The organism is Staphylococcus coagulans, from assembly GCF_022557135.1.
In the GTDB taxonomy this organism is placed as follows: Bacteria; Bacillota; Bacilli; order Staphylococcales; family Staphylococcaceae; genus Staphylococcus; species Staphylococcus coagulans.
Genome location: NZ_CP092966.1, coordinates 1,813,265 through 1,827,654 on the forward strand (window position 1 = coordinate 1,813,265; position 14,390 = coordinate 1,827,654).

The following is a 14,390-nucleotide window of genomic DNA, read 5'->3' on the forward strand; positions in this document are numbered from 1 at the left end:
GAAACAAAATCTAAAACATCTTTTAGACTTTCATTTCACTCCTATTAAAAATATTTTCAATAGCCCTTTGGTACTCGCGACAATGCCCAAAACAACATTTTCTTCAAAGAGCCACTTTAATGACTTACATGCATCAATCATACTTTATTGTCTCATAGTATACGCACATCAATTAATGATAACCTTATATTACTACAAATTCATGTGTTATGCATGAATGAACTGATTAAAATCAACAATCACATATTTTTATTTTGAATGCGTTAATAGCCTTTTTTATTACCTCTCACATAGTCTTTATCAAAAACAAATAACTTCAAAATAAAGTAAAGTGAAGGAATTAAAAGCAACAGACCGCATATAAAAGCGATAGTCAATACAAGTGCCATACTATCATTCGTTACCGCATCATCTATATGAATATAAGGGTAAAGAATATACGGCAATTTGCTGAGACCGTAACCGAAAAATGCTGTTCCCATTTGTAGCATTACAAATAAGAATGCAATACCGTGCGCCTTTTTGAAGTATGTGAGCACCCCAGCAATTAAAAATGATACGAAACTGATTATGAATAACCAGCCGTAATCAAAAACCGCTGCATTAAAGTGTGCTTTATTTTGCATTCTTAACGATAAAAATACAAATAACGACATCAAAATCATAGGAGCCCCCCACATGAGAAACCACTTACGTAACAGTGCATAGGCTTTCCAATCTTGAGCACGACGCGCATAGAATGTTAAAAATCCTGATGATATATATAGCACTGAAACGATAGCTAATAAAACAACCGCCCAACCGTATGGACTTAACAACAACTCTGTCCAGTTGAGATCGATACTTCCTGAAGCTGTCTTCTTAAGGAATCCACCTTCTGAAATTGTTAATGCTGTCGATAGTGCTGCAGGGATTAATAATCCTGAAACACCATATATCATTAACCAAGACAACTTACTATCTTGACCGTAGTTTTCAAATGCATAAAACGCGCCTCTTGCAGCTAGTAGAATCAATGCAATGGAACCCGGTATAAGTAAAACCGTGCCATAATAGTAAGCTGTATCTGGAAAGAAACCAACAATGCCGACAAAGAAAAAGACAAAGAATACATTGGTAACTTCCCATACTGGGTTAAGATAGCGTTGTATCAGACGATTAATATAATGAGATTGTCCAAAAAGTTTCGCATGAAGTGAAAAGAAACCAGCACCGAAATCGATAGATGCTACAATGATATAGCCGAATAAAAACAACCACAAAACAGTGATACCAATGATTTCATAACTCATCAAAAATCACCTCTACTTCTTGCGATACGTTCAACATCTTCGTATGCCGCTTTATTTTTAAACATTCTTACTAATACGTATGTTGCAGAGAACAAGAGCACGAAATAGAGTATTGCAAAAAGCATAGTCACAAAAACAAGACCATTTGCATCTGTTGCAGCATCTTGAACTTTTAAGAATCCTCTGACTATCCAAGGTTGTCGACCGAGTTCTGTTAAAAACCAGCCGAATTCAATCGCTAACATGGCTGCAGGCCCTGTCAATAAAGTCGCACACAGAATCACCTTATGATGTGGATTTAATTTTTTCACCCACATCGCAATGACGTATGCGAATGAAACAACGAAACAAAAAATACCAAACGTCACCATAAGATCAAAGAAGTAATGCACAATCAAAGGTGGTAACTCATCTTTTGGAAAATCGTTTAATCCTTTCACTTTCGTATCAAAGTGACTATCGGATAGAAAACTTAAGGCGCCAGGAATATGGATTGCACCTTTTACTTCCTGAGTAGACTCATCTAACACACCAAATAAAACTAAATCCGCATTGGATTCGGTATCAAAGTGCCATTCATATGCAGCAAGTTTTTCTGGTTGTTCATGGTGTAAAAACTTAGCTGATAAATCGCCTGCTAACATGGATAGCATCGTAAAAAGCAAACCTGCGATCATCGTCATTTTGAGTGCTGCTTGATGATATTGGCGATCTTTTTCTACTTTATTTTTAAGTAATTTAAATGCTGCAATACTTGCTAAAATAAAGGCCATTGTCATTACCGCAGTTGTAACAACATGGAATGAACGAACAAAGAAAGAAGCATTAAACATTGCTTCTATTGGATCAACATTGACCATTCTTCCATCTTTAAATACCATTCCTGCTGGTGTATTCATAAAAGAGTTCACTGACGTAATAAATAAAGCTGAAAACATACCACCAATAATAACCGGGATACTAATTAAAAAATGTATCCATTGATTTTTAAAACGATTCCAAGTATATAAATAAATACTTAGAAAAATGGCTTCAAAGAAAAAGGCAAAAGTTTCCATAAATAAAGGTAATGCGATGACATGCCCACCAATTCGCATAAATGTAGGCCATAGTAATGATAACTGTAAACCAATAATTGTACCTGTTACTACACCAACGGCCACAGTAATTGTGTAACCTTTCGACCACCGTTGGGCTAATGCTATATGTTGATCACTTTTCTTTTTAATACCGATAAATTCAGCAATTGCAAAGAAAAGTGGCATACCGACGCCTATTGTTGCAAAAATAATGTGGACTGCAAGTGTCATTCCTGTCAAAAACCGGCTAATATCCACTGCATCCATTTTGAGTCCCTCCTTAGTTTTAAAAGTAAAGTGATTTTTATTATAAGCCCATCTTTCATTGTTTTAATATCTTTTTGTTCATCTAATACGTGACAATTTATTGACAAGACTTAAATTTGTCATTTTTAATCAAACTATAAATTTGCTTTTTGACCATTTTTAACTTATGATGAAGAACATATTGAAAAGAAAGTTGGCTCAATCATGGCTGAAGTAATTATCTATACACAAAATGACTGCCCACCTTGTGCATTTGTTAAAAATTATCTCAACGAAAATCACGTTAATTTTGAAGAGCGCAACATTGCACATGCACAATATCGAAATGAAATGATCGACTGGGACGCATTTTCTACACCCTTTATTTTGATTGATCAGGTCCCTATGCTCCAAGTCGATTTAGATCGATTAAATCAAAAATTGGGGATTCCTACTTCATAATAGTGGGAATCATCTCGTATGTAACAGACGCCATATTGTAAAGCGTTATCGTTAATTTGTGTAAAACAAAACAGGAGTCTGCACTTTGAGGTGCAAGCTCCTGTTTTGTTTTACAGTAAAGTGAACTAAGCCTGACTTGTTTTTGATTTGACTAAATCTACAACTTCATCAACAGTAGCACAATTAATTGCGCGGTCTGCTAATTGTGTCATCTCGGTTTGACTTAAATTTTTAATTTGTCGGCGTGCTTTTAAAATGGATGTCGCGCTCATTGAAAATTCATCGAGCCCTAAACCAATTAATAGTGGTATAGCTGTTTCATCTCCAGCCATCTCACCACACATACCTGTCCATTTACCTTCTTTATGAGATGCTTCAATCACTTGCTTAACTAAGCGTAAGATTGATGGGTTATAAGGTTGGTAAAGATATGATACACGTTCTGACATACGGTCAGCTGCCATCGTATATTGAATTAAGTCATTTGTTCCAATACTAAAGAAGTCAACTTCTTTAGCAAAAACATCAGCTAAAGCTGCTGTAGATGGAATTTCCACCATAATACCTAATTCAATATCATCGCTAACTTCAACGCCCTCTTGTTTTAAGTTTTCTTTTTCTTCAAGAAGAAGCGCTTTTGCATCACGGAATTCTTTTATAGTAGCAACCATTGGGAACATAATGTTCAATTTCCCATAAGTTGAAGCGCGTAATAACGCTCTTAACTGCGGACGGAAAATTTCAGGTTGATCTAAACATAGACGAATTGCACGATAACCAAGGAATGGATTCATTTCCTTAGGCAAGTTAAGATATGGCAATTCTTTATCTCCACCGATATCTAACGTACGGACAACCACACGTTTACCATTCATTTCTTGTAAAACTTTTTTATAAGCTTCAAATTGCTCATCTTCTGAAGGCATCGTATCGCGACCCATATATAAAAATTCTGTACGATATAAGCCGATACCTTCTGCACCATTATCTTTTACACCTGGCAAATCATTAGGTGTTCCAATGTTTGCAGCAAGTTCGACATGTTGACCATCTTTTGTTTTTGATGGTTCATCACGTAATTGTTTAAGTGCTTCACGATCAGCAAAGAATGATTCACGCTTGTGTTGATACGCTTTTAATTCATCTTCCGTAGGATCAATGATGACATCTCCAGTTAAACCATCAATAATCACCATATCACCTTGTTCTACAGATTCAGTAATTGATTTTGTCCCTACAACAGCTGGAATCTCTAATGAACGACTCATAATCGCTGAGTGTGAAGTACGGCCACCAATATTTGTAACGAATCCTTGAACATATTGTTTATTTAATTGTGCTGTATCTGATGGTGTCAAGTCATGGCCCACAATGACGACGCTTTCATCAATAATACTTGGATTAGGTAATTCAACACCAAGTAGATGTGCTAAAACACGTTTGGACACATCACGTATATCTGCAGCACGTTCTTTCATGTATTCATTATCCATTGATTCAAAAATTGTAATAAAGTTTTGTGACACTTCAGTTAACGCATGTGGTGCGCTTGCTTTGTCATTCTTTATTTTTTCTTCAATAGGATTAATCAATTCTGGATCATCGAGCACTAATAAATGCGCATCAAAAATGGCCGCTTTGTCAGCACCCAATTGTTCTTCCGCATTGTTGCGAATTTTTGTTAACTCTATTTTAGAATTTTTCAACGCAACGTTGAATTTGTGGATTTCTTGTTCAGGCTGATCTGTTGTCTCTTGACTAAAACTCAAATCAGGTTCAACGAGCAAATACGCTTTGGCAATAGCAACACCGTCTGAAGCTGCAATTCCCTTAATTATATTTGACATTATTTTGTTAACCCTTCTTTTGATAAGACTTCAGTAATCGCGCTGATTGCTTCTTTTTCATCACTACCATCAGCATAAACAGTAATTTCTGCGTCTTTTCCAACACCTAAGCTCATAACACCCATGATTGATTTTAAGTTGACTTTTTTAGCGTTGTACTCTAATTGAATATCTGAGTCAAATTTAGAAGCTGTTTGAACAAGCATTGTTGCAGGACGTGCATGAATACCTGTTTCGTCAATAATTACATATGATTGTTGTTCCATCTTACATCTTACTCCTTCAATTTCTAGATTTACTAGCTTAAATTATTACTAACTTTGCTACATAGCTTAACATTACCAAATTCTATATTTAAATTCAATTCGAAAATGCTTTCATCCCTTGTTTTTCACAGGATTGGTTCAAAAAAACGTCACTGAATTTTATAATTTATAACAATGCCTTAACAACGTTTTCACATTTTTGAATGTGATCTTTCCCTACTTTATTCATAAAGTAATAACTAATTGATGCCGATACCGCTTGTCCTACAAGAGGAAACCAACGTGTTTGTTTAGCTGCTGCACGTTTTGCGACATCTCTCACAACTACTTTTAAAATACCGCTTGATACTTTCTTTCCTATGAATTGACTGCCTTGAATGCCTGCAGCCATCAAGACACGATTTTTCATATCGTCGCTCATTTTATTCACTTGTTTGTGATCTAAACCATAAATTTTATTGACATCTTCTATAATGTCACGCATTAATTTCATATCGACCCCAAAATCGAATCCAGGTATTGGAACGATGGTTGCACTCGATGAAAGAAAAGCTTTTTTCTTCACAAGGTTTTCAGCACGTTGACGTCTTTCATTTATTTCTGAAGTGGTAACCGGTAATGCATTTTTTCGTTTTATGTTTTCAATATTTAATACTTTATTTCCTAATGTTTCGCTAATTTTATTGGAAATACCCATTTCAACTCCACCTTTCAAAGCGTTATCACCTTCTTATACCCCGTTTCAACTGCAATTATTACTGAAGTGTCACAAAAATCAATTTAAGATATTTCGACGGTTTAAAATGTGGATGTGTCTTGAAATCTTTAGGCAAGCCCATCACCTCATCAATTTGATAAGCAATCCCTTCATGATCTAACGTTTTTTTAACCATATTTTTAAACGCTTTTAATGAATAAGCACTGTGATTTGTACTTAAAATAAGACTACCCTTCGCATTTAATAGTGTTAAAGCCCCTTCAATCAATTGCGGGTAATTTTTAGTAACAGAAAAAGTTTTCTTTTTATTGCGGGCAAAGCTTGGTGGATCAATCACGATTGTATCAAATGTCAGACCATGTCTTTCTGCATATTTATAAAAATCAAATGTATCCATCACAAAAATATTTTGTGATTTCGGATCGATACCATTGAGTCCAAAATTTTCTTCAGTCATGGGGCGCGAACGATTTGCTAAGTCTACACTTGTTGTTTTTGCACCGCCTGTTGCAGAAATTACAGAAAACGCACCTGTATAACTAAATAGATTTAAAACTTTTCTATCTTCTGAATAATAGTCTCTTAATTTTTTTCTTGCTTCTTTTTGATCTAAAAATATACCTGTCATCGGGCCATCATCGAGGTGCACATTGTAAAACGTGAAATTTTCCTCAATCACAATTGGAAATTCTGGTTTTTCCCCTTCAACCCATCCGCCTTTAATAGATTGATGTTTAAATCTTGTTTTTTCAAAAATTGAACGAAACGGAAAGACCTGTTTGATAGCCTCGAGAATAGAATCACGAAATTGATAAATCCCTTTCGAATACCATTGAATCAATAAGTGACCATCATAAGAATCAATAGTTAAACCACCTAATCCGTCACCTTCTCCATTGAATAAACGAAAAGCATTGGTTCCTTCAATTTGATAGTAGTATTGTCGTGTTTCTAGAGCTTGTTCAAATAACTGTTCAAAAAAAGCTTGATTAATTTCATCATCTTTTTGATATGATAATATCCAACCTAACCCTTTATGTTGTCGTCCAACGTATCCCACTCCGATAAAAGTATTTTTAGATGTTAATAATTGAAATAAATCTCCTTCTTCTAGTCGATCTTGGCGATAGATGTCCTCTTCTTCTATCAAAGGGTATTGATTAAGATATTTATCTTCTTTTCCTTTATTTAGTACTGCGGTTTTCATATAATCAGCCTTTCCCTTCTTATCATTACCACCATCTTAACACGAAAAATATAGGAGTAACATTGTTATCATAGTAGTCGTGTGGACTTTCCAAGATGAAAATGAAAATGTTTGCTTTGTTTTTGATTTAATATCACTAGGTCATATGATTTCTTTTTTTTAAGTATTAATACTTTTTCCTCACACCGAAACACAGGCATATCATACGAAGTTTTATCATAAAAAGAAAGCGCTAAGACAATTTTCTAGCAAAATCATCTCAGCGCTATTGATTTTGGGATTGATGTCCCAGTCTCTTCAAGCTTGTATTCATTTATTGCGATTTTCTTGGTACAGGACCTGGTTGTCTCAATTGTAAGACGAAAGCAATAATCGTCGGAACTAACATTAAAATTAGAATTGGCGTGATGAAAATGGATAATAACAATCCGTGTACGACAATTACGATATACTCTGTAAATAATTTAAAAAATAAAATACTAATCATAAATAATTGTAAATAATAATATTTACCTCTTAACATTCGCGTTACAGACGTTAAAATAAATAAAATGGCAACAATTAAAAGAAGAAATAGACTAATCCACTCGTATACATATTGTGTTTGTGAAAGTTGCCAATCCCCAGATAAAAATAAGGCATTGCGGTTGTTAAATTCTAATAAAATAAAGAACAACAGAATCACACCACAAGCAATTGTTACGTAGCCTTTATTTAACCATTTTGGACGTTTTTTTAGAAACGTAGGGATATCATCTTCTTCCAATCTCGCCCATTTAAACCATTTTTCTACAATCGTTTCACGCTTAGCACGTAAGCGTTCGATATCAATACTTCTACGTGTACGATGCGAAATATCATGAGTAAATTCAACTGTACGATCTTGGAAGTCCTTGAAATGAATTTTAGAGGGGTTCGCAAATTGATACTTCTTACTTCTAGAATATGGATTTTCTTCACCTGTTATTTCTTCTTGCGATACAGGTAGTGAACGACGAAGAAATAAGAAATTCCATATTGCCATTTGTCCAATCAACCATAATAAGACGAAAAATGTATTGATGCTTAAAACATCAATCGGTGCTATTTGACGACTTTCAATTCTTGTATAAAGTGCCAATTGTGTAATGATATAACAAATGCCATAACTAAAAATAATCCATAAATAATGCTCTTTACGATGTAATGGATTCAGCTCATCTTTATAGGCAATATAACCAATATGAATTAAAAATGGAATGATGAAAACAAACGCAATCCATCCATACACTTGTGACATAAAAATGAGTGTTAATACGAAGAATATGATTCCGATGAGTAAAAATAAAATAGATATGTCGTAATCAAATCGTGTCGTATTCGTGAGTGTTCTACCTATGAAAAGCATTAAAATACCAAAAAGTAGAATGACAATGCCACTTGCTAGCGGGATATCACCAATATACTTACTCATCACACGAATAATTTCATTGAAAAAGGCCATAATGAAGTCCCATAAATTATCAATCTTAGAAATATGGTGCTTACCATCCTTTAACTCATGAATGAGTGGAATATTTATAAAAATAATCACACTTAATAAAATTGACAGTGCACCGATAATATAGCTATAAATGACCTCGGTGTATTTGTTAAACAAAGACATCCTCTCACCTCAAAGTTATTATATACGAACTATGAATACCTGTCTGTAAAATTAATCAAATTCAGTCTTTAGAATGAGAATTTTCAATACTTAAGTAGCATCAAAATTTTAACTTGATTTCCCCACAATTGCGTACAGCATGCATCAACGTATATACAATTAAAAACTTAAATAAAATACTTGATTGGTTTAGTATACCAAAAGATAGCCACTATCTTAACCATTTCACTCATGCTTAAAATGACAAACTAACCTTCGTATATCGATCAAATTTTAGCACCGCTTCATCAATACGACTCAAATGATTTGAAACGAAAAGCACTTTTTGATACATAAGTTTAAAATATCAAACCCCTTGGATGTCTCATCTCCCCCTCATCGCAGCCAAAACAGCATTGATATACATCCTTTAAAATCTTGTTTGAAACAATCATGTTTAGAGTTTTTCAATATGGGTTATGTATTATTATAGCTTTAAACGAAAGGGAGGCGTTTTAAATGTCTGAAAAAGATATTAAAAAAGCTGCTGAACAAGCAAAAGATAAAGAGCAAGAATTAAAAGATAAAAAAGAAGATGCTAAAGAAGGCGCTGAAAAAACAAAAGACGATATTCAAAAAACTTTTGAATAATGCGACCTTTTTATTTGAAAGCTGTGCATTTATAGAAGTTTAACAAGGGATAGGACGTTAACATGTTCTAATCCCTTCTTTTATATATAACATCTAATTAGGTATATCATTCAAAGCATAATATTGAAATTGTCGGCCACCTCGCCATTAAAAAGAATGTTGAAGAGTGTTGACTTTTGAATGGGCTAGGTGTACATTGACATTAACAATTAAATACGCACGCACTAGGGGTGTGAAAGCTGAGATGAGGATAAGCCTCGAACCCTTTGAACCTGAACTAGATGATACTAGCGTAGGAAAGTGTTTCATTTATAATGGATACGCCTTGTTTTAGGAGAAAAGCGCATGCTTCAATTAAGATGACTTGTATCCCATATAAATTATCACAGCATACGTCTGTCTCTAGTGTAAGAGATATGCGTATTTTTTTAATTTTGGGAGGTATACAAATGAAGAAAGGCTTAACATTATCAGATATTCTAGTCACTGTATTGGTTTCAGTCATTTTTGCAGTGATTTATAATTTATGGTGGATTGTGAATAATACAGTTCAACCTTTAGGGTTACATTTAGATCAACTTATGTATGGTATGTGGTTTAGTGCCGCTGTTGTCGCATATCTTATCATTCCAAAAATGGGGATTGCGCTTTTAGCTGAATTTGCTGCAGGTGCTGGGGAAACGATTCTCATGGGACGTTTTGATATTCCTACTATTATTTATGCGTTGCTACAAGGTCTTGCTTGTGAGATTGTATTTGCTATTTTCAGATATAAATCTCGTGCATTAATGGTAGCTGTACTTGCGGGGATGGCAGCAGCAATCATTAGTTTACCGATTGACTGGTATTATGGTTACTTAAATGAAGTTGCCACTTGGAATCTTATTTTACTCATTTCATTCCGTGTTATCAGTGGTGCAGTCTTAGCGGGTGTATTCCCTTATATTTTAGTCAAAGCCCTGGATCAGACTGGTGTCACTAAACTATTTCGACCTGCATCAAAAGATGATTACGATACATTGTAAGGTGGCTTTATTGTGCTAAAAATTAAAAATCTACGCTTAAAATATCCGAGCGCACCCTATAAAATTTTTGATGGTATCGATATTGAAATAAAAGATAAAGAAAAAGTACTTTTACTTGGTCCTTCAGGTTCAGGTAAAAGTACTTTACTCAATGTTTTAAGTGGTATCGTACCGAACTTAATTGATTTACCTATGAAATATGATGAATTAGAAATTGCTGAGCATTCAGGCGTTATTTTCCAAGATCCTGATTCACAATTTTGCATGCCACAAGTGAATGAGGAGCTTGCTTTCATTTTAGAAAATCAGCAAGTCCCCCGTCATGAAATGGATGCACAAATTCAATGGGCTTTAAAACAGGTGGGCCTTGATATTAATCCTAAACAATTGATCCATCATCTTAGCGGTGGGATGAAACAGAAGTTAGCCATTGCTGGCACTTTATTACAACGTGCAGATACTTTATTTTTAGATGAGCCCACAGCAATGCTTGATACAGAAGCTACTGAAAATTTATGGACCTTGTTGAAAACGCTATGGCAAGACCAAACGGTATTAATTGTTGAACATAAAGTGGCACATATTTGGGACTATGTTGATCGTGTCATTTTAATGAATCATCAAGGTGAAATCATTCAACAGGGTACGCCAAGCGATATTATGAAAAATTATGAATCTCTACTCACTGAATTTGGCGTATGGCACCCTAAAGCATGGTCGCATGCACCTGAACCGCAAAAAGCATCCTTTTCTGAGGAGACATCATTATTTGAATTGGCGTTTCATCAAGGGGCTGTCCAAAGAAATCGTCAAACTTTATATGAAGTAGAAGACTTGTCCATTCGTTCTGGAGAGTGGATAACTTTAACTGGGAAAAATGGAACAGGCAAAACGACGCTATTAGAATCAATCATGCAGTTGATTCGTTATAAAGGCAAGATGACTTTCAATGGCCAAAAACTCACTAAAATTAAAGATGCTGCGCAACACATGTATCTGGTTTATCAAAATCCGGAGCTACAATTTATTCAAAATAGTGTATACGATGAAATCTATATTAATTACCACCATATGGATTCTAAAAATGCCAAATCTCGTACGTCTGAGATGCTCGCACTTCTTGATTTAGAGCATGTCTCACAGCAACATCCTTTTGAACTCTCAATGGGACAGAAAAGACGTTTAAGCGTGGCAACAGCTTTAAGTACTGAAGCAGATATCATTCTCTTAGATGAGCCTACATTTGGTTTGGATAGTCACAATACATTTAAACTTATTGAATTGTTTCAAAAACGTGTCGCTCAAGGACAAACGATTTTAATGGTAACCCATGACCCACATATTATTCAACGTTATCCATCAAGACGTTTAGAAGTTAGAGACAATCAATTACATGAAGTCGAGGTGGTGAGTGAATGATAGAATCATGGAAAATACGCAATACGTTTATGGATCAAGTAAACATTGTAACGAAGTTATTTTTAGGCATCGCATTATTCTTTTTCATCATTTTTATTCATAATTTTGATTTTATGATTTACCTCGCCACAATTATGTTTATATTTATGTGGCTTGTTAGTGGAACTAAATGGAAAGTTGTTTTAACCTTTGCGCTTATTGCGACATTTTTTGCGCTGACCTCATCTCTTTTTATGATTTTTTATGGACATGGGAAGCACGTCTTATTTTCGTTTGGTTTCGTTAAAATAAGTACTGAAAGTTTAGTCAGAGGTCTTCACCTCTCTTTTCGAACAATGACAATCAGTTATTTTGGCTTGTCTATAGCATTCACTTCGCAAGTCATTATGATTTTTTATAGTTTTATGCAACATCTAAAAGTCAAACCTAAAGTTGCATATGCATTTATGGCTGCGTTTCGTATGATTCCTTTAATGATTGATGCTTTATTCCAATTAAGAAATTCATTAAAGATGCGCTACCAAATGATCGATAATCAAAATTATTCAGGCTTTAAACGATTGAAACATTTACTCATTCCTTTATTAAGTCAAAATATCCGAAAAGCACATCGCCTTTCGGTAGCAATGGAGAAAAAAGGCTTTAAAGATGGGCCCCGCACATATTACTATCATGTGCCGTTCAGCTATAGAGATATCATTTTAATCATCGTTACATTAGGTATTGTAATGCTGTCTTTCATATTAGCAGGTACAATGCCATTAACTGGAATTACAGATGCGCGCTAACACGAGTCACGCATCTGTTGCGTTTTCATGATCTCGATGATATGAAAAGGCATCGTACAGATTTCCTTTTAATCCCGTTTATAATTCCATCTGCAAAGGAAATCGGCACGTCACTTTAATCATAAAAAACACTGCGATAAAGTGACGAACCATCGATGATGTAAGGCATATTCCCATACAATGCCTTACCTTTGGCAGAGTAGACGTATATTGACGAAAGTTTGTTATAAAGCTTACGCGCAATATCGTCTGCTTATGCCACTTTTTTATATGAGTATTTTTTTGCGCTCTGTCGAATCGGATAGTTACGCAAAAAAGAGGTTAAGCCGCATAACATGGCTTAACCTCTTTTTTGGATGAGCTACAATATGAGACGCTATACTCAATCACACATAGATACCCTTTCTTCTAATATAAGAAAATACAACCTCCTCGATTGACGAACGACGTAATTGAGGAGGTTGTATTTCTGTTTCAATTTCTATCATTGAAGTGATGACGTTTCTTCATGTAAAGTTTATCAATTATGACAATGCTTTATTTGCAATATCATTTCGATAAAATAAGGCATCACTTTCTATTTGAGCTACACGTTGATACGCTTGCGCCTGAGCTGATTCAATTGTTGTGCCTTCACCGATTGCTAAAATCACACGGCCACCAGAAGTCACATATTGATTATTTTCATATTTTAATCCACTTACAAAATAATGGTCTAAATCATTTTCAAACCCTGCAACAGCTAAACCTTTATCATAGTCACCTGGGTACCCTTTTGAAGCAAGCATCACGCCGACTACAGCATTTTCTTTCCATTTCATTTCAATAGGTTGCTTTTCATCTAACGCAATGATATGTGCCATAAGGTCACTTTCTAAGCGTGTTAATAAAACTTGTGCTTCGGGATCACCAAAGCGTGCATTAAATTCTATGACTTTAGGACCTTCTTTCGTTAAAATCGCGCCAATATATAATAGACCAAAGAAGTCATAACCTTCTGCCTGCATCGCTTTTGCAATAGGCTGAGCAATCTTTTCATTAGCTTCTTTTAAAACTTGGTCACTGATATGTGGAACTGGGCAATAAGCACCCATTCCGCCTGTATTAGGACCTTGATCTTGATCGAAAGCACGTTTATGATCTTGCGCAATCGTATCAAAAGGTACGGCATAGTCACCATTAACAAATGTCATGAGTGAAAACTCTTCACCTTCTAAAAACTGTTCAAAAACCACTTTGCTTTCTTTTTCAGGATATAAAATATCAACTGCTTCTTGCGCTTGCTCACGCGTTTCTGCAATAATTACGCCTTTACCAGCTGCTAAACCATCTTTTTTCAAGACCACTGGCAATTCACATGTTTCAATGTAAGCCAAAGCTTCCTCTTTATCATTAATTTCACGATAATCTGCTGTTGGGATATCATATTTTTCCATAAGACGCTTAGCAAAAGATTTTGATCCTTCGATTTGTGCAGCATCTTGATTAGGGCCAAATACTTTGATTTTTTCCGCTCTTAATAAGTCAGCTAATCCCCCAGTTAAAGGTTGCTCTGGTCCAATGATTACCCACTCTACTTGATGATCTTTTGCAAATTCAACAATACGATCGTGTTCCGTTTCAGCAATTTCTGAATGCACTTCGGCTACATGATTCATTGCAACATTTCCTGGAATTGCAAAAACTTTCGAAACGAGCTGAGATTGATTTAATTTGTGTGCAAGTGCGTGTTCACGACCGCCACCACCAACGACCAATACATGCAT

13 protein-coding genes and 1 riboswitch are annotated in these 14,390 nt (G+C 35.0%); of the genes, 5 read left to right on the forward strand and 8 right to left on the reverse strand.

The genetic code is table 11. The features are described 5' to 3' along the window. Positions 1–263: 263 nt before the first annotated feature. A complete protein-coding gene (locus KM149_RS08635; protein WP_165545675.1) occupies positions 264–1,292 on the reverse strand; it encodes a cytochrome d ubiquinol oxidase subunit II in 1,029 nt (342 codons plus the stop codon). Then, complete coding sequence (locus tag KM149_RS08640; protein ID WP_241415304.1) at positions 1,292–2,638, reverse strand: cytochrome ubiquinol oxidase subunit I; 1,347 nt, start codon at positions 2,636–2,638, stop codon at positions 1,292–1,294. The genes KM149_RS08635 and KM149_RS08640 overlap by 1 nt, the downstream gene beginning before the upstream one ends. A gap of 204 nt (positions 2,639–2,842) precedes the next feature. On the opposite strand from KM149_RS08640, the gene KM149_RS08645 reads away from it, so the two are divergent. Further along, positions 2,843–3,079, forward strand: coding sequence for a glutaredoxin family protein (locus KM149_RS08645; RefSeq protein ID WP_241415305.1), 237 nt, complete (start codon positions 2,843–2,845; stop codon positions 3,077–3,079). Positions 3,080–3,204: 125 nt separating this feature from the next. Here KM149_RS08645 and ptsP read toward each other — a convergent pair whose 3' ends face one another. The 5 genes from ptsP to auxA all read right to left on the reverse strand — a co-directional run bounded on the left by ptsP (position 3,205) and on the right by auxA (position 8,762). After that, entirely contained in the window at positions 3,205–4,926 is a 1,722-nt protein-coding gene (ptsP, locus tag KM149_RS08650) for a phosphoenolpyruvate--protein phosphotransferase (protein ID WP_165545676.1), read from the reverse strand. Beyond that, positions 4,926–5,192: a phosphocarrier protein HPr gene (locus KM149_RS08655; protein ID WP_241415306.1), complete on the reverse strand. Its 267-nt coding sequence runs from the start codon at positions 5,190–5,192 to the stop codon at positions 4,926–4,928. Before KM149_RS08655 ends, ptsP begins: the two co-directional genes overlap by 1 nt. 166 nt (positions 5,193–5,358) lie before the next feature. Beyond that, entirely contained in the window at positions 5,359–5,889 is a 531-nt protein-coding gene (locus tag KM149_RS08660; RefSeq protein ID WP_103356430.1) for a DUF697 domain-containing protein, read from the reverse strand. 58 nt (positions 5,890–5,947) lie between these two features. Further along, positions 5,948–7,117 carry a class I SAM-dependent rRNA methyltransferase gene (locus tag KM149_RS08665; protein WP_241415307.1) on the reverse strand — a complete coding sequence of 390 codons (1,170 nt, stop codon included), beginning with the start codon at positions 7,115–7,117 and terminating at the stop codon, positions 5,948–5,950. 313 nt (positions 7,118–7,430) lie between these two features. Then, on the reverse strand, positions 7,431–8,762 hold the full coding sequence (auxA, locus tag KM149_RS08670) for a lipoteichoic acid stability factor AuxA (RefSeq protein ID WP_165545679.1): 1,332 nt from the start codon (positions 8,760–8,762) through the stop codon (positions 7,431–7,433). 498 nt (positions 8,763–9,260) lie between these two features. Here auxA and graF point away from each other — a divergent pair, with 498 nt between their 5' ends. From graF to KM149_RS08690, 4 genes are all read left to right on the forward strand, one after another. Next, a complete protein-coding gene (gene graF / locus KM149_RS08675; RefSeq protein WP_016424745.1) occupies positions 9,261–9,392 on the forward strand; it encodes a glycopeptide resistance-associated protein GraF in 132 nt (43 codons plus the stop codon). 216 nt (positions 9,393–9,608) lie between these two features. Continuing rightward, positions 9,609–9,708, forward strand: a riboswitch (TPP riboswitch). A gap of 133 nt (positions 9,709–9,841) precedes the next feature. After that, complete coding sequence (locus tag KM149_RS08680; protein WP_016424744.1) at positions 9,842–10,417, forward strand: ECF transporter S component; 576 nt, start codon at positions 9,842–9,844, stop codon at positions 10,415–10,417. 12 nt (positions 10,418–10,429) lie between these two features. Beyond that, on the forward strand, positions 10,430–11,836 hold the full coding sequence (locus KM149_RS08685) for an ABC transporter ATP-binding protein (RefSeq protein WP_165545680.1): 1,407 nt from the start codon (positions 10,430–10,432) through the stop codon (positions 11,834–11,836). Then, the gene (locus KM149_RS08690) at positions 11,833–12,624 is read left to right on the forward strand and encodes an energy-coupling factor transporter transmembrane component T family protein (protein ID WP_050345824.1); all 792 of its coding nucleotides are present in this window, start codon (positions 11,833–11,835) and stop codon (positions 12,622–12,624) included. The genes KM149_RS08685 and KM149_RS08690 overlap by 4 nt, the downstream gene beginning before the upstream one ends. 524 nt (positions 12,625–13,148) lie before the next feature. Here the strand turns inward: KM149_RS08690 and purD are convergent. Continuing rightward, positions 13,149–14,390: a phosphoribosylamine--glycine ligase gene (gene purD, locus KM149_RS08695; protein ID WP_241415308.1), complete on the reverse strand. Its 1,242-nt coding sequence runs from the start codon at positions 14,388–14,390 to the stop codon at positions 13,149–13,151.

Bases quoted from the DNA above. Each gene is read 5' to 3' on its own strand.
- KM149_RS08635 (WP_165545675.1), bottom strand. From the start codon at position 1,292: ATGAGTTATGAAATCATTGGTATCACTGTTTTGTGGTTGTTTTTATTC.
- ptsP (WP_165545676.1), bottom strand. From the start codon at position 4,926: ATGTCAAATATAATTAAGGGAATTGCAGCTTCAGACGGTGTTGCTATT.
- KM149_RS08640 (WP_241415304.1), bottom strand. From the start codon at position 2,638: ATGGATGCAGTGGATATTAGCCGGTTTTTGACAGGAATGACACTTGCA.
- KM149_RS08660 (WP_103356430.1), bottom strand. From the start codon at position 5,889: ATGGGTATTTCCAATAAAATTAGCGAAACATTAGGAAATAAAGTATTA.
- KM149_RS08690 (WP_050345824.1), top strand. From the start codon at position 11,833: ATGATAGAATCATGGAAAATACGCAATACGTTTATGGATCAAGTAAAC.
- KM149_RS08655 (WP_241415306.1), bottom strand. From the start codon at position 5,192: ATGGAACAACAATCATATGTAATTATTGACGAAACAGGTATTCATGCA.
- KM149_RS08680 (WP_016424744.1), top strand. From the start codon at position 9,842: ATGAAGAAAGGCTTAACATTATCAGATATTCTAGTCACTGTATTGGTT.
- KM149_RS08665 (WP_241415307.1), bottom strand. From the start codon at position 7,117: ATGAAAACCGCAGTACTAAATAAAGGAAAAGAAGATAAATATCTTAAT.
- purD (WP_241415308.1), bottom strand. From the start codon at position 14,390: ATGCATGTATTGGTCGTTGGTGGTGGCGGTCGTGAACACGCACTTGCA.
- KM149_RS08645 (WP_241415305.1), top strand. From the start codon at position 2,843: ATGGCTGAAGTAATTATCTATACACAAAATGACTGCCCACCTTGTGCA.
- graF (WP_016424745.1), top strand. From the start codon at position 9,261: ATGTCTGAAAAAGATATTAAAAAAGCTGCTGAACAAGCAAAAGATAAA.
- auxA (WP_165545679.1), bottom strand. From the start codon at position 8,762: ATGTCTTTGTTTAACAAATACACCGAGGTCATTTATAGCTATATTATC.